Raw genomic sequence first — 19,695 nt, forward strand, 5'->3', positions numbered from 1 at the left:
TCCTGTTACGCGATGAACGGCATGGCGGCCTTGAGCACCGGCGCCATCCCGAGATGGGCCTCGATCGGCGCCGGGAACGGGTTCCCGCCGGAGATCTGGGCAATGATCGCCGCATGCCGGGACTCGACCCCGGCGATCGACGCCGCCGCAGCCAGGATGTGACCGTCCTTCACCAGCGGCACCTGACCGTGATACGCCTTCACGCCGAGCTCCTCGAACGTGCCCGCGGTCTTCAGGAACGCCGCCGGGCTGGAGAACGTGCCGGCCGGGAACTTCACCTTCGGCGCCGCCACCGGCTTGCCGCCCAGATCCTGGATCGTGGTCTTCACCGCCGTGACGTGGTTGGCCTCGTGCTGCTGGATCGGATCCACCAGCTCGAGCTCGCGGCCTTTCAGCAGCTTCGCCTTCAGACCCATCGTGTAGAACGCCGACTCCAGATACTCCAGCGTCAACGCGTAGTTCAGGATGTCGAGGTCACTCTTGGCGACCTCGGTCCCGAAGCCGCGATCAGCGTTGCCGAAAGCAACCGGATCGCCGGGACGGGTGGCGACGTACGTCACACCGACGCCGACCAGCGCCGCGTTGCGCAGAAAGCTCCGCCGGCTGTGCTCATCGGCGAACTCGAGGACCGGACGGCCCCCGAAAATCTTACTGAAACCCATGACTCTCCTCCTCAAGCAGCCGTCGCCTGAACGACGATGCGTTGGTAGTGCGCGGTGATGGGGTTACAGGCGAACAAGGTGATGTCCTTCTCGCCTGGTCTGGTGGGCTGCTTCAGCACGAACTTCACGTACTGCGCCTGCGGCACGATTACGACCTTGGCGACCTTGTACGTCGTCCGCGTCGCGCCGACCGTCGCGATGATCGGATCGCCGGGGCGCAGCCGGTCCAGGTACAGGAACGGCTTCTCGTGCGTACTGCGATGCCCGCTGATCACGCTGTTGCCCGGACTGCCCGGCAACGGGGTCCCCGGCCAATGACCCACGCCTTGCACCAGCGCGGCCTCGTCGACGCCGTTGTTCAACGGCTGGTCGACCTTCAACCGCGGGATCTCCAACCGCCCCAGCCGCAACTGCTCCCCCGGCCTGGCCTTGATCGCCTCGATCGGCACACCCGCCGCGGGGTTGTCCCCGGCCGCGAACTGTGGCTCGACGGGTTTCCCGGCCCGGAGCTGATCGAGCATTCGGTTGACCAAGGCATCATCATCGGTCGGCGCCGCCGATGGCTGGGTTGGCCTTGCCGTCTTCGCCGGCGGTGCGGCGGCGGTTTGTCCGCTGCCGTTCGGGCCGAACACAACGACCGCGACCGCCACGAGGACGGCGAAAACGACACTTGCGGTGAGCCAGCGCCAGATCGGTTTCCAGCCCTGCATCAGGCCTCACCGACAGAGGCGACCGTTGGCTGCGTGAGATCTTCGAATTCCGGCACTGCGGACCATCTCCTCGCGAGGATTCAATGACCGGTATTCGGAGCGCTCCACGCCGCGGATGGGTCAGATCCCGAAAGAGCAGCCGGTGATCCGTGCCCGGCGATGTTCGCGGGTTTGGCACGTCGGTGTAGCTGGTACTGGTGGCGCATGGACAGGCCGAGGATTGTCATCGTGGGTGCCGGGTTCGCGGGATTTCATGCCGCGCGCCGGCTGCGCAGACTCGCCAAGGACCGCGCCGAGATCATCCTGGTGAATCCGACCGACTACTTCCTCTACATTCCACTGCTGCCGGAGGTCGCCACCGGAATCATCGAACCCCGCCGGATCACCGTGTCGCTCGCCGAAACGCTGCCCGGCGTGCGGCTCGTGCTCGGTGAGGTCGACGGGCTCGACCTCGATATGCGGACCGTCCGGTACGCCGAACCGACCGGCGCGCGCGGCGAGCTGTCGTACGACCGGCTCGTCATCGCCGCCGGCAGCGTCAACAAGCTCCTCCCCGTGCCGGGAATCGCCGAGCACGCGCACGGATTCCGCGGGATACCCGAGGCGATCTTCCTCCGCGACCACCTGACCGAACAGCTCGAGCTGGCCGACGCGACCGACGACCGGCCGACCCGCGACGCCCTGTGTACGTTCGTGGTCGTCGGCGCCGGATACACCGGCACCGAGGTCGCCGCGCATGCCGTCCTCTACACCGAACTGCTGCGCAAGCGTCACCCGCGCCTGAGTGATCAGCGCATCCGCTGGATGCTGCTCGACGTCGCCGACCGGGTTCTGCCGGAGCTCGACGAACGCCTCTCGCGTACGGCGGACAAGGTGCTGCGCGAGCGCGGCGTCGACGTACGGATGGGTGTCTCGATCGAGGAGGCGGTCGAGGACGGCGTACGGCTGACCGACAAGAGCTTCGTCCCGACGCAGTCACTGATCTGGTGCGTCGGCGTACGGCCCGATCCGGTGGTGGACGGGCTCGGCTTGAAGACCGACAAGGGTCGGCTGGTCGTGGATGAGTACCTCCAGGTGCCCGGGCATCCTGAGGTGTTCGCGTGCGGTGACGCGGCCGCCGTACCGGACCTGACCCGGCCCGGTGAGGTCACGCCGATGACCGCCCAGCACGCCCAGCGGCAAGGCAAACAGGCCGCCGACAACATCGCGGCAAGCTTCGGGACCGGAATCCCGCAGCCTTACCGCCACGAAGACCTCGGCTTCGTCGTCGACCTCGGCGGCACCCAGGCAGCCGCCAACCCGCTGCACGTACCGTTGGCCGGCCTCCCCGCGAAGGTCGTCACCCGCGGCTACCACCTGCTGTCGATGCCCGGCAACCGCGTCCGCACCGCCACCGACTGGTTCTTCGACGCCGTCCTGCCACGCCAAACCACCCAACTCGGCGTCATCCCGGCCGACCAGGTACCACTAGAGACCGCCTCACCAGAAGGAGTCGGCGGGGTGTAAGGATGCTTGCATGACCTTGCCGGTGTTGCCTGAGGAGTCCTTTGAGCGGGTGTTGTGTGTTGTCGCGCACCCGGACGATATGGAGTACGGCAGTTCTGCTGCTGTTGCTCGGTGGACTGCGCGTGGGATCGAGGTTGGGTATCTGCTGCTTACGCGCGGCGAGGCGGGGATGCCGAATCCGCCGGAGGAGACGGCTCGGTTGCGGCTTGCGGAGCAGCAGGCTGCGTGTGACGTCGTGGGTGTCACGCACCTGACGGTTCTCGAGCATCCGGATGGTGTGCTCGTCTACGGGCTCGATCTGCGTCGCGACATCTGCCGGGAGATCCGACGGTTCAAGCCCGATGTTGTGCTGGGTGTCGGCTACGACGTCGAGACGCCGATGGGGTTCGACCAAGCCGATCACCGGGCCGCCGGGCTGGCGACGCTCGACGCGATCCGGGACGCAGGTAACCGCTGGGTGTTCCCGGAGCAGATCGACGACGAGCAGCTCGAGCCGCACTCGCCTCGCTGGTACCTCACACCCGGCCTCGCCGGCGCCGCGACCCACGGCGTCGACGTGACCGGTGAACCACTCCGTAAGGGCGTCGCGTCGCTCGAGGCACACGCGGCGTACTTGGCCGCGCTCCCCTGGCACCCGGCCCCGGCCGAATTCATCCCGATGTTTGCGGCGATGAGCGGTAAGGCCATGGGCGTCGAGCATGCTGTCCTGTTCCGCGCCCACGATCTGCAGGCGCCTCCAAGCTTCCCGACCGACGATTGACCGCGACGCAGACTGTGCCCGCGAGCCGGGCACAGTCTGCGATCAGCTCAAAGGATCACTTCTCGGCGGCGCGTCCGGCGTACCGCTGGTTGAAGTCTGCGGACTCCTTCGCGGTGATGACGACGTCGTAGTAGCCGTCCACGGTCGGCCAGGTGATGACGCTGTGCTTGCCGGCGGGGACCTGGATGGTCGTCTTCTTCCCGGCGAAGTCGTTCGCGGTCAGCGTGTAGGTCACTGACTTGCGGCCGACGGCGGACAGGGTGAACTCGACCGTCGCGGCCGACCGCCCGCGTGCCTTGACCAGCCGGACGTCGACCCGCGGCTGGGCCGAGGTCTGGTCGCTGGAGGGGACGACGGTGCCGGCGAAGGACCGGATGAAGTGGTCGGGGCCGTAGAACGTGAACGCGTACTTGCCGTTCGTCGTCTTGGTGTCCCAGGTGTACGACTTCGGCGCGTGGTTGCCGGCCGTCAGGGGCAGCGCGTCCTGACCGATGCCGAGCGGCTCGGCGCCGACGAGGGCGGGCACGTATTTGTCGGCCAGTCCGACCAGGCTGACCGCCTTGCCGTTCGGGCCGCCTTCGACGGTGAAGGTCGCGGTCGCGGTCCCGGTCGCGGGGTTCTCGACGACGACGCCGTTGGGCTGGAACGACAGCGGGCTCCGCTTCGCCTTGCCGGTGATCGGCTGGGTCGGCAGGACCTGCGCACCGACGGCCGGCTGCGGCACGGGCGGCAGGCTCGCGTCGACAACCACCGACTTCAGCAGGTCGGCCGGCTTCGGCAGCTTCGGGAACGACGTGTCGAAGTTGCCGAAGTCGATCGCCGAGAGCAGGTTGCCCGAGACGCCACGCCGCCAGGCGTTGATGTTCTCGCAGACGGCCGGCCGGCCGAGGCTCTTGGTCCACTCCTCGATCAGCTGGATCGTCGAGGTGTGGTCGAAGACCTCGGAGTTCACGAAGCCGCCACGGGTCCACGGCGAGACCAGTACGAACGGCACCCGGCCGCCGAAGCCGGGCTTGATCCCGGGCGCACGCTCGCCGGTGGTGCCGACCTCAGGGATCGGCGGTACGACGTGGTCGAAGAAGCCGCCTTCACCGATCCGGTTCGCATGGTCGGGCTCGTCGTAGTTCAGGATGATCAGCGTCGACTCCCACAACTCGGGATTCTCGTGCACCGCCTGGATCACCCGGTCGGTGTAGACCGCGCCGTTGTTCGGGGCGTACGTCGGGTGCTCGGTCCACGCCGCGGGCGCGACGATCCAGGACACCTCGGGGATGTCACCCGACGCGCAGTCGGCGATGAAGTCCCGCAGTACGTAGTCGACGTTCGAGGTGTCGTTCTTGATGCCGGCGGGCTGCGTGGTGTGGGCGTACACGACGTTGCCGCGGGCAAGCAGGCCCTGACGGGGCAGGGTGTTCTCCGGGGTGGCGTTCTTCGGGTCGAACGCCGTGAACGAACGCACGGTGTTGTCCGTGTAGTCGCCCAGGAAGTCGTCGTCGGTGTCGTTGTTGACGTAGATCTGCCAGGTGACACCGGCGTCCTGCAGCGTCTCCGGGTACGTCTTGAACTTGTAGGCGTAGCCGTAGTCGCCGTTGTTGTTGATGACCGGACCGCCCTGCGTGCCGGCCGCGTCGTTGGTGCCGGCCCACATCATGATGCGGTTCGGGCTGGTGCTGGTGTCCAGCGAGCAGAAGTAGTGGTCGCCGATGGTGTAGGCCTTGGCGATCGCGTGGTGCCACGGCACGTCGGCTTCCATGAAGTACCGGTTGCGCGCGCTGGTGTTCTGCGCGTTGTACTTCAGGCTGTCCGCGTGGTACGGCAGCAGGTAGCCCTCGGCGCGGCTGTTCGGGTCGTAGTAGATCGTCTGGCCGTTCTGCCAGGTCAGCACCTGCTTGTCACCGAAGCCGCGGGCGCCGGCCAGGTCGAGGGTGCCGAAGTAGTGGTCGAACGAACGGTTCTCCTGCATCACGATCACGACGTGCTTCAGGTCCTTGATCGTGCCGGTGCGACGCGAGTGCTGCGCCGGGTTCGAGCCGGTCTTGCTGTCGGCCGTCGCGGCCGCGTTCGGCGCGGCCTGGGCCGGAACGCTCGACAGCCCCCCGGCGGCGACTGCGGCGCCGGCGGCGCCCGCGGTCTGCATCAGCCGGCGCCGGCTGATCCGGTTGCGCTCCGGGGTCGCCTTGGTGCCGTCCGCGGGTGCCGAATCGTTGTCAGACATGGGTTTGCTACCTAGCCTCTCGTGGCGGGGATACCCACAAAGTCAACGTCGAAAGGTCCGGACCTCGCGAGCATCGTGTCGTGAACATTCCCTGAAGACTCAGGGAGTCCGTGAGCTCGCCCTGCCCGGCAGGTCACCCGCTGTTCACCGGCGCGTCGTGGGCAGCATCGGATCCGTTCACAACCGCCGCCCAGCGTGGGCCGGGTGAGCAGCAGCACGGCCTCGGCGGCCGCCCAATCATTGCCGTCGATCCGGCCGCAGCCCATAGTTCTGGTCGTTGGTTCGCCCTACGGCATCGACGACTGGCTCGGCGGACCGGCCGGCCGGTACGACTTCGTGTTCGTCAACAACGAGGGCGCCGGCGCGGAGGTCTACCTGGAGGATCCCGCGACCGAGCGGATCTACCTCGAGGTCGAGCACTTCGGCCGCGGCGTCAGCCGTGCGGTGACGGCATCGGTCCCGCCCGGAACGTACCGCTGGGTCTGCATCACCGACTACACGATCAAGTACAGCCGGCCGGTCGTCGTCACCGGTGACCCGTTGCCGTACGACGTACACGGGATCATCCCCGTGACCGGGCTCGACCTGCGGATCCCGATCAACTCGTACGTCGCCTGGATCACCGCGCAGCTCCCCACGCTCACCCACCAGGCCGAACAGCTCCGCGATGCCTTGCGGGACGGCGATGCGGCGAAGGCCCGGCGCGACTGGCTGGCCGCCCACCTCACGTACGAGACGCTCGGCGGCGCCTACCGCGCGTACGACGAGACCGGTGACGACATCAACGCCGACCCGCCGCGTGGCGTTGCCCCCGACCGGCTCGCGGACGCGGACTTCGCCGGCTTCCGCAAGGTCGAGGCGATGCTGTGGCACAACCGCCCGACGGCGACGATCGTGCCCTACGTCGATGCGCTGGTCGAGGCGATCGAGCGCTTCACCGATGAGCTGGCGCTGCCGAACGCGATCACGCCGATCGACATGGGCCGGCGGGCTCACGAGATCCTCGAGGACGCGCTGCAGTGGGATCTGAACGGGATCGGTGACGCCGGCAGCCAGACCGAGTTGGCGACCGTGGACGCGAACCTCACCGGGGTATGGCAGGCGCTGGACCCGCTGCGGCCGATCCTGCGCAAGCAGAACCCGTACCTGGACCAGACCGACGAGCAGCTCCGGCTCACCCAGCAGCTGGTCCGCAGCCACCACCACGACGACGGCTGGGTTGGACTGGCGGCGCTGTCGGTCCGGCAGCGGGCCGCGGTCAACGCAGCGGTCCAGCACAGCGTCGAGCTCCTCTCACACGCCGCGGCCATCGTCGACCCCCGCAACGCCACCACCGACCGAGGGCCCATCACCCATGACTAACCACACCCCGGCCACCCCGGCCGTGCCCGATGTCTCCGCTGCACCGAGCGGTCGGGCGTTTGAGGGCGTGCATCAGGCCGGCATTCTCGAGCCTGCGCAGCAGGCGGCGATTGTTGTCGCGTTTCTCGTGACCGCGGCCGACCGACCCGCGTTGCAGCGGATGTTCCAGACGCTGACCTCAACCATCCGGTATCTGACGGGCGGCGACGTACCGACCGGACGCGGCAGCGACGACGGTCTGGTGTCGACGCCGTACGAGAACGGCGTACTCGGCCCGGGCACCGTGCCCGACGGTCTCACCGTCACGGTCAGCGTCGGCGCGAGCTTGTTCGACGACAGGTTCGGCCTCGCCGGCGTCAAACCGGCCCGGCTGCGCGCGATGGACGAGTTCCCGAACGACGCGCTCGACCCCGACCGCTGCGACGGTGACCTGCTGCTGCAGATCTGCGCCGATCACCGCGACACCGTGCTGCACGCGCTACGGATCCTGATGCGCGCCACCCGCGCCGACCTCCAGGTGCTCTGGCAGCAGGAGGGCTTCACGAGCCCACCACGCCCGACCGGCACACCCCGCAACCTGTTCGGCTTCAAGGACGGTACGGCGAACCTGGAGTTCCTCGACCGCCCCGACCTGCTCGACCGGCTGGTGTGGACCAAGCCCGGCGGCGACGAACCGAACTGGGTGACCGGCGGTTCGTACCACGTGGTCCGGCTGATCCGGATGTTCGTGGAGTTCTGGGACCGGATCTCGATCAACGAGCAGCAACGGATCTTCGGCCGCGACCGCGACACCGGCGCACCGCTGTCCGGCCGCCCGGGCGAACGCGTAGCCGGCCAGGAGGAGCTCCAACTCCCCAGCTACTACCGGGATGCGCACGGCAACACCGTCCCGCTGACCGCCCACACCCGCCTCGCGAACCCCCACGACGGCACCGCCGACGACCGGCGGATGCTGCGCCGCGGCTTCAACTACAGCGCCGGCGTCGAGCCCAACGGCCAGCTCGACCTGGGCATGATCTTCATCTGCTTCAACGCCGACCTCGACCGCCAGTTCGTCGCCGTACAGACACTGCTCATCGACGAACCCCTGGTCGACTACATCTCCCCGTTCGGCGGCGGCTACTTCTTCGCCCTACCCGGCGTACAGGACGCCGACGAGTGGCTGGGCCGCACCATGTTCGACTGAAGGTCCAACGACGAGGCGCGCCACCAACCGGCGCGCCTCGTCGCTGGGTCAGGTCAGCCCTTTGCGACCTTCTTTGCGTTGACGATGCCGTCGCCGTAGAAGCCGTTGTTCGCCGTCGTGCCTTCGCACAGGTGGTTGGTTGTCACGGTCAGGAAGGTCCCGTCGGCCTGCAGGACCTGCCGGGTGTAGGTGAACAGCGGAGGGGTCGGGCAAGCGTGGTCGGTCGCCGTTCCGCGCAGTAGCTGCTCGACGGCCGCCGGCGAAGCCTTCTTGCCGCCGTTGACGTGGTCCTTGACGCCCAGCCGGCCGACTGCCAGCACCGCGACGCCGGCCGCGTGCGGTGACGCCATCGACGTGCCCTGCAGGTACTGGTAGTAGCCGCAGACGCCCTTGTTGCAGCTCTGAACGACGCTGGGTGTGTTCGGCGTCCCGTCGGGATTGAGCTGACCGCGCTCCACGGCGAGGTGCTTCGGGTACGCCGCGAGGATGGCCTTCGTGATGTCGCGCTTCTGGTCCGCGGTGTCGTACACGTCCCCGCCCGGCGCGGACAGGTCGGCGTACCCGTTGCCGTAGTCGGAGTAGTAGGCCTTGCGCGTGGAGATGCCGGTGCTGGTCACCGAGAGCACATGGTTACCCTCGGACGGCATCGAGATGCACGAAGTCGGGATCGTCCGCGTGTACGGCGCCTCACCGGGCACGCTGGGGAAGTCCGGGCTCGACGAGTCCACGATCGTCTTGGTGTAGTCGGTCGCGCCGTTGCCCGCCGCTGCGACCAGCGTGACGCCATGGGCATAGGCGTAGTCGAGGGCCCGCTGCATCGCCTGGATGACAGTTGCCTGCTCGGCCTGGAACTCCGGCGGGTCAGCCGGGTTGTTGGTGCAGTTGAACAGCCACGGATCGACGTAGAAGCTCATGTTCACGACGTCGATGCCGTGATCGCCCGCGTAGGTCAGCGCGTCGACCGTGGGCTGCAGGAAGAAGAAGCCCGCATCCTGGCCGGCCCGCAGGTTGACGATCGTCGCCTTGGGCGCGACGCCCGCGATCCCGAGCTTGTTGACCGGCGACGCGATCTCGGAAGCGACGTGCGTACCGTGACCGTTGTCGTCCTCGTCGACAGGATCGACACAGCTCGGGTGCTCGCACGGTCCGTCGACCGTCGTGCCGTTGGCGTCGACCGGGATGTCGGTCGTGAAGTTCCGGCTCAGGGCCTTGTCGAAGTTGGCGGTGATGTCGGGATGGCTGCCGTCGACGCCGGTGTCGATGATGCCGACGCGCACGCCCTTGCCCTGCTCATAGCGCTGTGAACCGTCGGCGGTCGCGCCGATCTGCTGCATGTCCCATTGCAGCCCGGCCAGCGGCTCCTGCTTCTTCTTGTCCTTGTCGGCGGCCTTCGACGTCGCGCGACCCGCGCGCGCACCCAGCAGGTCAGCCTGCGCTGCGTCGCGCTTGAAGCTCGTGTTGTTATTGGCCAGACGGTCGTCCGGTGCGTGGCCGATGACCGTACTTCGTGCGACCCCCACGATCGCGGACGAGCCACGGGCGGCAGCCGGGAAAGCGTCGCTCTTGGTGGTGACGGTGGCGACTCCGATCGCCGTATTCTCGTCGAGTACCGTGCCGCCGGCAGCCGCGATCGCGGCGTGCGCGGCCGCGGCAGATCCGCCCTGGGCGTAGAGAACGACGTACTGCCGCTCTTGACCGCTGGTCGCGGTACCCGTTCCGGCTGCGACCCATAGCAACCCGGTGACGCTCGCTGCCGCGATGGCGGCACGCATGACGTACTTGCGCATTGAACCCCTCCCTCGAAGATCGAACTACAGCTGAAGAAACGTGCTGTCGTGTCGTTCGAGCCCGCCCCCCAGCAACCCCATCTGTTAATAGACGGGATCGAACCGTCCGAGCGCAAGGCTTCAGAGCGTCGGCTTGCCCGGCCGGTAGAGCCAGGTGTGGAAGAACGCGCCGAGGTCGCGGTGGGTCAATCGCTCGACGAACCGGATGAAGGTCTGCGTCGAGACGTTGCCGTACCGGTGCGTCGTCGGCCACTGCCGCAGCACCTGGAAGAAGGCGCGGTCGCCGATCTTCAGGCGTAGCGCCTGCAATGTCATCGCGCCGCGGTTGTAGACGAGGTCGTCGAAGATGTGATCCCGTCCGGGGTCGGCGACCTTGCCGCTCCAGTCCTTCTCGTCGGCGTAGGTCTCCGCGAAGCTCTGCTGCACCGGGATGCCGTTGAACTTCTCCTGGTAGAGCCACTCCGAATAGGTGGCGAAGCCCTCGTTCAGCCAGATGTCCGACCAGTGCACCGGAGTGAGGCTGTCACCGAACCACTGGTGGCCGAGCTCGTGGGCGAGCAGGTCACCGTCGACTTCGCTCGTGCGCTGGTCGTACACCGGTCGGCTCTGGGTCTCCAGGGCATAGTCGACGCCGACATCGGCGATGATGCCGCCGGTCGAGCTGAACGGGTAGCGCCCGTACATCGACGCCTCCCACTGGACGATCTGCGCCGTGGTCCGGTTGAACACTCTGCCCTGGCCGGGCTTGGTATCGACCGACCTGCCGATGGCGGTGATGTTCGGAATGCCGGTGGCCGTCACAGCGCGAGTGACGTTGTACTTCCCGATCGCGATCATCGCCAGCTCGCTGGCCATCGGCTGGCTCATGTGCCAGCGGAACGTGGTGTAGCCGCCGTGCTTGGTGGTGGGTCCGGGCTCACCGTTGGCCAGCACGGTCAGCCCGGTCGGCACCGTGATGGTCTGGCTGTACGTCGCCTTGTCGTCGGTGGTGTCGTTCACCGGGTAGTAGGTCGCGGCACCGATCGGCTGGTTGAGCGCGACCGCGCCGTCCTTGGTGGCGACCCAGCCAGAGAGGCCCAGCGCCGGGTCATCGATCTTCTGCGGGACACCGGCATACGTCACGGAGACAACGAACGCGCTTCCTCGCCACAGACCTTGTCGCGGCGTGATCACCAACTCCTGAGCACCGCGACGGGTGAAGGCCGCAGCCCGCCCGTCGACCGAGAGCTTGGTGATCTTCAACGGCCCCTGGAAATCCAGATCGAAGCGGGACAGATTCTGCGTGGCCTTCGCGAGAATCGTCGTCGTCGCGCTGATCGCCTTGGTCTTGGGGTTGAACGCCAGCCTGATGTCGTAGTGGCTGACGTCGTAGCCGCCATTACCCATGTCCGGGAAGTAAGGATCCCCCGCCCCCGATGCGCCGGGCGAGAACGACATCCGTCCTGGCGCAGCATTCGCCGTCATGCCCGTCGACAACCCAAGCACCAACGCACAAACCATCAACAGGTAACCGCGGCGACGACCGACACGTCCCACAATTCCTCCTTGCATTCCGCTTATGCAGACTCGGCTGGTGGTTGGGAAAGAGTCAGGTGCGTCTTGATCTGGTAGCGGTCGCCGCGGTAGGCGGCGCGGGTGAATTCGAATCTGCGGCCGTGCTGGTCGCGGGTGGTTCGCTCCAGGATGAGGATCGGAGCTTCCAGGGCGAGGCCGAGCAGGGCCGACTCGGTGGCGTCGGCGGCTGCTGCGCCTTGGGTCTGTTCGGCGTCGGTCGGGATCACGCCGTACTGCTCCTCGAGCATCGCGTAGAACGAGTTCTGCTCGATCGCTCGTACGTCGAACTCGGGGACGAGCTCCTGCAGTACGTGGATGGTCTCCAGGCAGATCGGGTCGCCGTTGACGAAGCGTTGCCTGGCGATCCGCAGTACGGCGGTGGTCGGGGTGACGCGGAGTCTGCTGCCGATCAACGTGCCGGCTTGGATCGTGCCGTGGCTGAGGACCCTGCTGGTCCAGTTGCCGGATCCGGTCGGGTACGTCGCTCCGTGGGTGCCGCTGATCTGTTGGGCCACCTTGGGGCTACCGACGAACATGCCGCGGCCGTGCTCGCGGACCAGCCAGCCATCGCGAACCAGGTCGTCGACCACTGCTCGAAGGGTGGGTCGGGAGATCTCGAGTTCGGCAGACAGCTGGCGCTCGGAGGGAATCGGCTGGCCGACCGCTCGCGTCTCGACCAGCCCGAGCAGGTGCTCACGCGCCCGATCTCGTTTCCGCAGGCTGCCTGCCACGAGGACCCATCCTTGGTATGCCGGAGGGTCCATATGTTACGCCGGAGCTCAGTGTTCCGGCGGCTGGTAGTTCTCGCAGCTCCCGGTGTTGCTCAACGAGTCCTGGTAGGTGGTGTCGTGCTTGCGGTACTTCTCCACGCGGGCGTCGGCCTGTGCGGGCGAGACGGTATCGTTCTTGGCGTAGTAAGCCCAATCGACCTGCTCGCGGTACTCACTTGTCGCCGTGCCCTGGTGCCCGTCCAGATCGATGAACCACAGGTTCCAGTTCATGCTCATGTCCTGGCGAGGCAGGACGGTGTTGCCGTCCTGGTCGACCGTGTGGTCGGCAGTGAGCTTGCCGTCGATGTAGTACCTGGCGTGGCCGTTGCCGACCTGCGTGACGTAGGTGTGCCAGCCGTTCAGCGACCTGTCCTGGCGGCTCTCCGCGGTTCGCGCGTCCCACGGGTCCTCTCGGAAGGTGTGCCAGCTCGTCTGGAAGTTGACCGGGCCCGTCTCTCCCCAGCCTCCGTTCGGCAGGTACTCGGTGAAGTCGAGCTCGCTGTAGATCGGGTCGTAGTCGAATTTCGTCGGGCCGATGGCGAACGCGGTCTCATTGATGTGGTCGCCGTCCGTCCCGGTGGCCGGGGTGTCGGCGTACCGGACGCGGGTGGCGTAGGTGCCGTTCCGCAGGTTCATGGTGGTCCGGCGGAGTTCGGCGTTGGTGGTGCCGGGGACCGTACCGTCCGTCGTTGCCCGGAGCTGAGCTGCCTTCTGGCCACCGGTGGTGACGAAGGAGACGTTGCTCGCCGGCCACGCGGTACCCGGCACACCTGGGCCACCCATTTCACTCCGCGCATTCCAGCCGTGGTCGGCGAGCGCTGGGTCGGTGGCGGACGTGTACTGGAAGTCGTCGAACAGTACGCCGCACTTACCTGACCCGCGGTCGGCCCGATCGGTCGATCCGACGGCAGCAGAGGCGCCGCTCACCATCGAGGCGATCGTCGCGGCGGTGGCGAGGAAGATGGTCGTTCGCTGACGTGACATGTCTTCGGTCTCCTTCGCGGCAAGGATGGGGCGGAAGCCGGATCCTGGACGAGCATGAATGCCACGAGAGTGAACTGCAAGAGCTCCACCAAACTTTTCGAATTGACCCGACATAAACCAATTTAGGCGGTGATCACTGGTAAATACCGGGAATCGACGACAGCGCCACCAGTCGCCCTGGCCCGCTGCCGCGCGGGTCGCGTGATGGTATTTACCACTGGCCCATGAATTCAATCTCGATCGTTCGGACCGGAACGGCCCGGCCGGTTCACTGGGGTGGCCTGACGGCTGATGACCAGGGAGTCTCCCTGGTGCCATGCGTACGGCTTCGTCGGATCGTGGGAGACATGGACGAGTCAATGGCATACCCCCGGAGCGGCGTCAGCGATCGGGATCAGGAACACACGCTGTTCGCGCAGACCATGCAGTACGTCGCGATGACCACCGGGCTGTTCGCGCTCGGGGCGTACCTGGGCCGCGACCTGCACGGCGGCATCGGCATCATCGCGTTCATCGCCGCCTTCGGAGTACTGATCGGCATGCAGTTCGCCGTCCGGAAGTCGACCGGCCGGGCCGTCGGACTGCTCGCCGCGTTCGGCCTGCTGATGGGCCTCGCGACCGCGCCGACCCTCGCGTACTACGCCAGCATCGACCCGAGCGCGCTCTGGCAAGCCGGTGGAGCGACGGCCCTGTTCATCGTCGGCTTCGGCGCGGCCGGCTACGCCACCCGGCGTGACCTGTCGGGCATCGCGCGTGTCGGCTCGTGGGCTCTGATCGGACTGATCCTCTTCGGCATCGTGCTGATCTTCGTCCAGATCCCAGGCGGAGCGCTCATCTACTCGATCGTCGGCCTGGTCATCTTCGCCGGCCTGACCGCCTTCGACTTCCAGCGCCTCCGCCGGTCCACCGACCTCGCCTCGGCACCCCTGCTGGCCGCCTCGATCTTCCTCGACATCCTCAACGTCTTCCTGTTCTTCCTCCAGCTCTTCAGCCGCAACGACCAGTCATAGGCTCTTACTTCTGGAGCGCGCCGACAGGTTCGAGGTAAGGCGTCACGTTGCGCAGCGCCCGGTCGACGTACTCGTCCTTCTCGCCGACGGGCGCGACATAGTGCATGGCGTCCTTGGCGGCTTCGAGGCTGTGGAGCCGGGCGATTGTCCAGGTGGCGAGGTACGTCGAGGCCAGGCAGCCGCCGGCCGTGGCGAGATTGCCGCGCGCAAAGAACGGCTGATCGAGTACGTCGACACCCGCCGCGACGACCCAGGGCTTGGTCACCAGATCGGTGCAGGCGGGTACGTCGCGCAGATGCCCGAGCTTGGCCAGGACCAACGCGCCGGAACACTGGGCAGCCAACAGCTGACGGGTCGGGTCGAGCCGGGCCAAGGTCTCCATGATGGCGGGGTTCTCGACCACCTCTCTGGTCTTCTTGCCACTGCCGACGATGACCGCGTCGGCATCGCAGGCCTCCTCGAGATCGATCATGGCGTCGATGACGACGCCGTTCATCGACCGCAGTCGCGGCGTCGGGCCTGCGATCGACACCCGCCAGCCAGGTGCGCTGACGCGGTTGAGGATTCCGAGGGCGATGAGGCTGTCGAGTTCGTTGTAGCCGTCGAACGTGAGGATCGCTGTGTGCATACTCGCACCCTAGGGCGGCCGGTCCATGACAGTGGAAGAATTGTCCTGCATACAATGCTGCGATGCGGATCCCGACGTACAAGGCCGTGGTCGACTCGCTGGCTGCGCAGATCCGGAGCGGACGATGGCCGGCCGGTCACCGGCTACCCACGCATCGCCGGCTCGCAGCCGACGAGGGAATCGCCATCGTCACCGCCTCACGCGTGTACGCCGAACTCGAAGCGATGGGCCTGGTCAGCTCCGAGCAGGGCCGGGGTACGTTCGTCCGCGATCTCGCCGCCGTGTCCGGCGAGGAGATCGATCAACGGGCCGTGGCCGTCGACGCCATCGATCTGAGCTTCAACTCGCCGTCGGTTCCCGGCCAGGCCGATCTGCTGCGCCAGGCGTTGCGGGATCTCGCCGGAGCCGGCGACCTCGATGCGCTCCTGCGCTATCAACCACATCGCGGGAGGGCGCAGGACCGTGACGCGGTCGCCCGCCACCTGCGCCGCCGGGGACTCGACGTCGGCCGCGAAAGGGTCCTAATTGTCAACGGCGCCCAGCAGGGTCTCGCGGTCACGGCGATGGCCCTGTTCGAACCGGGCGATGTGATCGCGGTCGACGCCCTCACCTATCCCGGCTTCATCGTGCTCGCACGGACGCTCAGACTTGAGTTGGCACCACTGCCGGCCACCGCGGCCGGGCCGGATCTCGACGCGCTCGAAGAGCTGTGCCGGCGCCGCCGGGTCCGCGCCGTCTACACGATGCCGACCCTGCACAACCCGCTCGGCTGGGTGTACGACGAACCCCAGCGCGCGCGGCTCGTCTCGATCGCGAGCCGGTACGGCGTCTCGATCATCGAGGACGCGTCGTACGCGTACCTGGTCGAACACGCCCCACCACCGCTGGCGATGCTTGCGCCCGACATCACCGTCTACGTGTCAGGCCTGTCGAAGAGCGTCGCAACCGGCTTGCGGATCGGCTTCATCGCCGCGCCCGCGATGCTCGTGCCGACGCTGGAGCGTGTCATCCGGGCAACAACGTGGAACACCCCGGCGCTGACGGCAACGATCGCCGGCAGGTGGCTGGATGACGGCACCGTCGACCGTCTCGAAGTGGAGAAGCGCAACGACGCCCGTCGGCGGCAGTCCGTCGCCGCGGAGATCCTCGCCGGGCTGCCGTACGTCGGGCATCCCTCGTCGTACTTCGTTTGGTTGCCTCTGGCCCCGGACGCACGCCCGGACCGGATCGTCGCAGCTCTGGCCGCACGCCGAGTCGCGGTCTCCACCGCCGAGCCGTTCGCAACCACACCGACCGTGCCGCACGCCCTACGCCTGGCACTCGGTTCGGTCAGCATCGCCGACCTCCGCAAGGCCCTGCACGCCGTCCGCGCCGAAGCCGACCGCGACCCCTTCACCTGACCAAGACCGTCGGACTACAGCGTGAAACTGAACCGGGCAACGATGCGGCCCCAGCGCTGATAGGGCTCGAGTTGAGTCAGCTGGGTGGCGGGCAGGCAGGCGGCCAGCGAGCGATGCATGTTCGCCCAGACCGCTGAGTCGATCCGCTCCGGATCGTTCGGCAGATCGAGATCCGACGGGACGAGTCTCCCTGTCGGGCTCGCCGCGGTCGACGGCGCAAGTGCGGCAACGAAGTCCGGCCAGAGGTGGATGCCGTGCTTGCCTGCGTCGTCCTGCAGAGCCACCAGGACACGGTCGACCATCGTCGGATACCCGGCGGCCACGGCGAGCAGAGTCAGAACCACCTGGTACTCCCCCGGCTGCCGATTGACTCCGAGAAATCGCGAGCGTGAGCCCACGTGCTGGGTGGCCCTGATCAGGCGGTACGTGTTGATCAATCGTTTCGCTGCTCGTGGGCTGTCCACCAGCGGGCCGAGCTGCTGAGCGAATGTGACCTCACCCGGCGTCAGGTCGATCTGCTGGCCGTGCAAACCTGCTGCCGCCGATCCGGGCTGGACGTCCAACGGAGCACGGGTCGGCGCGCGATCGCCGCCGGGAGACTCGCCGGACGTGGCACGTCGGGTCGTTCCGAGCTGTGCGTCGCCGGGAGATGTCAGCGTCGGAACTGCCGTCGTCGGTGCGAGGCTGGCGATGAGCCGCGCGTACCCCGTGGGCTCCATGGCCGGCAGGGTCAGCGGTATCTGGAAGATCTTCTCGAGGTACTCGATCGGCATCGCCCGCAGGTACGGATCGGTGCCCGGCTCGCCCGTGGTGACGAGCTCTCGGTACTGGTGACGCAGGCTTCGCTCCAGCCAGCGCGGGTCGACGCCGACCACCACGACGAACAGTTCGAGTGCGAGGAGCAGGTGAACAGCTTCGAGGACCTCCAGCACCTTGCTCGGTGCGCATCGGTCGAGGTCGTCGATGTAGAGGACCACCCGATCGGCGGCCGGCCAGCCGGGCGTCTGCGTCGCCTGCGTCCGGTACGCGAGCAACTGAGCGTCCAGCAGCCGGAAGTCGCGGTGCAGCATGCCGACCACACCTTGGTGCTTCTGATAACCGGCGGCACGATCGGCGAGAAAGTCGTACAGCCTGCGGCCGACGGTCAGCGCCTCCGCCGCGGCTTCGCTGGCAGCGATCTTCTCGTCGAGGGCAGCGATCGCCTGGGTCGCTTGCGCGATCTCGTGATCCTTCGCGGTCAGGGTCACGTCGAGGATCCGCTCCTCGCGCTCGCGCCGAGACCGGAGCTTCGCCTCAACCTCAGCGCTGGCGTGAATAGCTGACTCGATCACCTTCAAGGCGCGGTTCACCTGCCGGGCCGCGGGCCGGATCCAGCCGACCACGGCAACGACGATCGCGGCGACGGAACCGGCCCCGGTCACGAGCGATCCCAGCCACGACACGCTTGGCCGCACTATCAACGCAGCGGTGGCGAGGGCAAGAACGAAGAACGTCGCCGCCAGCGCAACGGTCCAGGTCTTGTGCCGGACCAGTCGCCAGACCGTCGGCAGGTACCCGCTTGTGGTCCGGAGCTCGGCTGCGAGACCCTGCAGTTCGCTGACCGCCGGCTTGACCTTGAGCTCCGTCGCGACTCGGTCGAGGGCCCGGCGTACGGTCGTGTCCTCCGCCAGCGCACCCGCGACGTCGGTGAACCTCGCTTTCTGAACGCTCTGCATCCGCTGCTGGGTCGCCTGGTCGCGGCGCCTGGCCAGCGCTGCGCGCTCGGTGGTCAGGTGTACGCGCTCGGCATCGAGCGCGGCCTTCGCCCCACGATAGGTCTCGAGCTGGGACAGCAGATCCCTGCGCTCGGTCTGCATCGGATCACCCTTGCGCAGTACCCACTGAGCGCGCTCCGTCTCGTCGATCGGTTCAGGATCCACGAGACGCTCGAAGATCTCGATGGCCAGACTCGACCAGAGACTCGAGTCCGAGTAATGCCAGGCGTTGAACCTGATCTGGATCACGTTGAGCGGTTTGGGGTCCTGGCTGCCGGCAGTCGACGGCGTGGTGAGTTCCGCGACCCGCTGGCGCATCTTGTCCATGAAGAAGCTCTTGCCGCTGCCCCATTCGCCGAACAGGCCGACGGCGAGTGGCGGCTTCACGACGGGATCGGTGATCACCGCGCAGACCGCATTCACCTCACCCTGGATGCCGAGTTGGTCGTCCCCGCTCGCCTGGTCGTTCCGGTACCCGTACCCGAACTGGATCTCGCGCAGCACCGTCGACAACGCCGAGCCGACCGGAGCCGCCACCTCGTCGATCTCGAGCAGGAGTGGTGTCCACACGCCGGCCGCCGCCATGGCCTGGTGCAACGTGGGGTCGGCAAGCGCGAGTCCGATCAGGAACAGCCGCCCGTCGAGTACGCCGTGCGCGGACTGTGCGAGCGCGCCGCGATCGTAGCCATTGGCAACATTCTCTGCCCACTCCGGCCAGGTGAGTCGGGTCGCGCCGGGCACGGGTGTGAGGACCGCGGCGCCGAGGCGATGGTCGGCGTACTCCGGGTGCCGCTGCGCGATCGCCCGGACGATGGTGAACGAGGACAGGGTGTCCGGCGTGGACGACAACTCTCTCGCAACCGCCTGCAGCGACTCGGACAACGGAGGCCGCTCGGCCCGGCTCTCGCTCGTACTCGGAGGAAAGCGGTCGATGTCCGCAAGGACGATCGCGTAGTCGAGCTCCTTCAGCCGCTCCGGCAAGAGCCCGCCGGGCTGGTCGCGGCCGTCGCGGATGATCGCGGTGGCAATGTCCTGCAGATCGATCGGGGGCTGAGGCGGACGATCGGCCAGATACCTCCGCATCGCCCGCTCGAACTCGTCATGAAGGCCTGCCGGCCCGGACGCCGTGCTTTCCGGAACGCTCGTCAGTGACAGCGCCTTGAACAGTTCCGACTGCCGTACTCCGCCGACCTCCAGAGCAGCGTTGATCTTCGGATCGAGCAGCATCAGCACCAACAGGGCCGTCGACCGCGTGACGAGCGTCGTGTTGCTGACCCCGGCGTCATGCCGAACCCGCTGTACGGCGGCCGCAAGCCCCGCGAACTCCCCGATCCGATGGTCCTCCGAGTGACCGGTCTCCGTGATGAGTTCCTGCAGCGTTTCTGTGCGCTCGGCGGCCATGGACAC

At 67.3% G+C, this 19,695-nt stretch carries 15 protein-coding genes; 6 read left to right on the forward strand and 9 right to left on the reverse strand.

Translation table 11 applies throughout. The features are described from left to right. Positions 1–5: 5 nt before the first annotated feature. Positions 6–662 (reverse strand): ferritin-like domain-containing protein, encoded by a 657-nt coding sequence (locus FDA38_RS27255; RefSeq protein WP_137256988.1) that lies wholly within the window; start codon positions 660–662, stop codon positions 6–8. 11 nt (positions 663–673) lie between these two features. Next, complete coding sequence (locus FDA38_RS27260) at positions 674–1,372, reverse strand: class E sortase (RefSeq protein ID WP_137256989.1); 699 nt, start codon at positions 1,370–1,372, stop codon at positions 674–676. A gap of 228 nt (positions 1,373–1,600) precedes the next feature. On the opposite strand from FDA38_RS27260, the gene FDA38_RS27265 reads away from it, so the two are divergent. Continuing rightward, positions 1,601–2,878 (forward strand): NAD(P)/FAD-dependent oxidoreductase, encoded by a 1,278-nt coding sequence (locus tag FDA38_RS27265; protein ID WP_233714961.1) that lies wholly within the window; start codon positions 1,601–1,603, stop codon positions 2,876–2,878. 10 nt (positions 2,879–2,888) lie between these two features. Continuing rightward, complete coding sequence (locus FDA38_RS27270) at positions 2,889–3,638, forward strand: PIG-L deacetylase family protein (protein WP_137256991.1); 750 nt, start codon at positions 2,889–2,891, stop codon at positions 3,636–3,638. 55 nt (positions 3,639–3,693) lie between these two features. On the opposite strand, the gene FDA38_RS27275 is transcribed toward FDA38_RS27270, so the two are convergent. After that, entirely contained in the window at positions 3,694–5,853 is a 2,160-nt protein-coding gene (locus FDA38_RS27275; protein ID WP_137256992.1) for an alkaline phosphatase family protein, read from the reverse strand. Positions 5,854–6,057: 204 nt separating this feature from the next. Between FDA38_RS27275 and FDA38_RS27280 the strand changes: the two genes are divergently transcribed. Both FDA38_RS27280 and FDA38_RS27285 read left to right on the forward strand, forming a co-directional pair. Then, the gene (locus FDA38_RS27280; RefSeq protein WP_170989887.1) at positions 6,058–7,215 is read left to right on the forward strand and encodes an EfeM/EfeO family lipoprotein; all 1,158 of its coding nucleotides are present in this window, start codon (positions 6,058–6,060) and stop codon (positions 7,213–7,215) included. Further along, the gene (locus tag FDA38_RS27285; RefSeq protein WP_137256994.1) at positions 7,208–8,401 is read left to right on the forward strand and encodes a Dyp-type peroxidase; all 1,194 of its coding nucleotides are present in this window, start codon (positions 7,208–7,210) and stop codon (positions 8,399–8,401) included. The genes FDA38_RS27280 and FDA38_RS27285 overlap by 8 nt, the downstream gene beginning before the upstream one ends. 53 nt (positions 8,402–8,454) lie before the next feature. Here FDA38_RS27285 and FDA38_RS27290 read toward each other — a convergent pair whose 3' ends face one another. From FDA38_RS27290 to FDA38_RS27305, 4 genes are all read right to left on the reverse strand, one after another. Then, the gene (locus FDA38_RS27290; protein WP_137256995.1) at positions 8,455–10,188 is read right to left on the reverse strand and encodes a S8 family peptidase; all 1,734 of its coding nucleotides are present in this window, start codon (positions 10,186–10,188) and stop codon (positions 8,455–8,457) included. 120 nt (positions 10,189–10,308) lie between these two features. Next, on the reverse strand, positions 10,309–11,724 hold the full coding sequence (locus FDA38_RS27295) for a M1 family metallopeptidase (RefSeq protein WP_202877852.1): 1,416 nt from the start codon (positions 11,722–11,724) through the stop codon (positions 10,309–10,311). 20 nt (positions 11,725–11,744) lie between these two features. Further along, positions 11,745–12,473, reverse strand: a complete 729-nt coding sequence (locus FDA38_RS27300) for a GntR family transcriptional regulator (RefSeq protein WP_170989888.1) — start codon at positions 12,471–12,473, stop codon at positions 11,745–11,747. Positions 12,474–12,521: 48 nt separating this feature from the next. Then, positions 12,522–13,496, reverse strand: a complete 975-nt coding sequence (locus FDA38_RS27305) for a glycoside hydrolase family 16 protein (RefSeq protein ID WP_137256997.1) — start codon at positions 13,494–13,496, stop codon at positions 12,522–12,524. Positions 13,497–13,855: 359 nt separating this feature from the next. Here FDA38_RS27305 and FDA38_RS27310 point away from each other — a divergent pair, with 359 nt between their 5' ends. Continuing rightward, positions 13,856–14,506: a Bax inhibitor-1/YccA family protein gene (locus FDA38_RS27310; RefSeq protein WP_202877853.1), complete on the forward strand. Its 651-nt coding sequence runs from the start codon at positions 13,856–13,858 to the stop codon at positions 14,504–14,506. Between the two features lie 4 nt (positions 14,507–14,510). Here the strand turns inward: FDA38_RS27310 and FDA38_RS27315 are convergent, their stop codons facing one another. Continuing rightward, on the reverse strand, positions 14,511–15,134 hold the full coding sequence (locus FDA38_RS27315) for a DJ-1/PfpI family protein (protein WP_137256999.1): 624 nt from the start codon (positions 15,132–15,134) through the stop codon (positions 14,511–14,513). Positions 15,135–15,196: 62 nt separating this feature from the next. Between FDA38_RS27315 and FDA38_RS27320 the strand changes: the two genes are divergently transcribed. Beyond that, positions 15,197–16,534 carry an aminotransferase-like domain-containing protein gene (locus tag FDA38_RS27320; protein ID WP_137257000.1) on the forward strand — a complete coding sequence of 446 codons (1,338 nt, stop codon included), beginning with the start codon at positions 15,197–15,199 and terminating at the stop codon, positions 16,532–16,534. Between the two features lie 14 nt (positions 16,535–16,548). Here FDA38_RS27320 and FDA38_RS27325 read toward each other — a convergent pair whose 3' ends face one another. After that, positions 16,549–19,689 (reverse strand): P-loop NTPase fold protein, encoded by a 3,141-nt coding sequence (locus tag FDA38_RS27325; protein ID WP_170989889.1) that lies wholly within the window; start codon positions 19,687–19,689, stop codon positions 16,549–16,551. Positions 19,690–19,695 lie beyond the last annotated feature (6 nt).

Source organism: Kribbella jiaozuonensis (genome assembly GCF_005233875.1).
GTDB lineage: Bacteria > Actinomycetota > Actinomycetes > Propionibacteriales > Kribbellaceae > Kribbella > Kribbella jiaozuonensis.

What these genes read in the sequence shown, in the direction of transcription:
- FDA38_RS27310 (WP_202877853.1), top strand. Translation starts at nt 13,856, where the DNA reads ATGGCATACCCCCGGAGCGGCGTCAGCGATCGGGATCAGGAACACACG.
- FDA38_RS27285 (WP_137256994.1), top strand. Translation starts at nt 7,208, where the DNA reads ATGACTAACCACACCCCGGCCACCCCGGCCGTGCCCGATGTCTCCGCT.
- FDA38_RS27315 (WP_137256999.1), bottom strand. Translation starts at nt 15,134, where the DNA reads ATGCACACAGCGATCCTCACGTTCGACGGCTACAACGAACTCGACAGC.
- FDA38_RS27320 (WP_137257000.1), top strand. Translation starts at nt 15,197, where the DNA reads ATGCGGATCCCGACGTACAAGGCCGTGGTCGACTCGCTGGCTGCGCAG.
- FDA38_RS27255 (WP_137256988.1), bottom strand. Translation starts at nt 662, where the DNA reads ATGGGTTTCAGTAAGATTTTCGGGGGCCGTCCGGTCCTCGAGTTCGCC.
- FDA38_RS27270 (WP_137256991.1), top strand. Translation starts at nt 2,889, where the DNA reads ATGACCTTGCCGGTGTTGCCTGAGGAGTCCTTTGAGCGGGTGTTGTGT.
- FDA38_RS27325 (WP_170989889.1), bottom strand. Translation starts at nt 19,689, where the DNA reads ATGGCCGCCGAGCGCACAGAAACGCTGCAGGAACTCATCACGGAGACC.
- FDA38_RS27305 (WP_137256997.1), bottom strand. Translation starts at nt 13,496, where the DNA reads ATGTCACGTCAGCGAACGACCATCTTCCTCGCCACCGCCGCGACGATC.
- FDA38_RS27290 (WP_137256995.1), bottom strand. Translation starts at nt 10,188, where the DNA reads ATGCGCAAGTACGTCATGCGTGCCGCCATCGCGGCAGCGAGCGTCACC.
- FDA38_RS27275 (WP_137256992.1), bottom strand. Translation starts at nt 5,853, where the DNA reads ATGTCTGACAACGATTCGGCACCCGCGGACGGCACCAAGGCGACCCCG.
- FDA38_RS27260 (WP_137256989.1), bottom strand. Translation starts at nt 1,372, where the DNA reads ATGCAGGGCTGGAAACCGATCTGGCGCTGGCTCACCGCAAGTGTCGTT.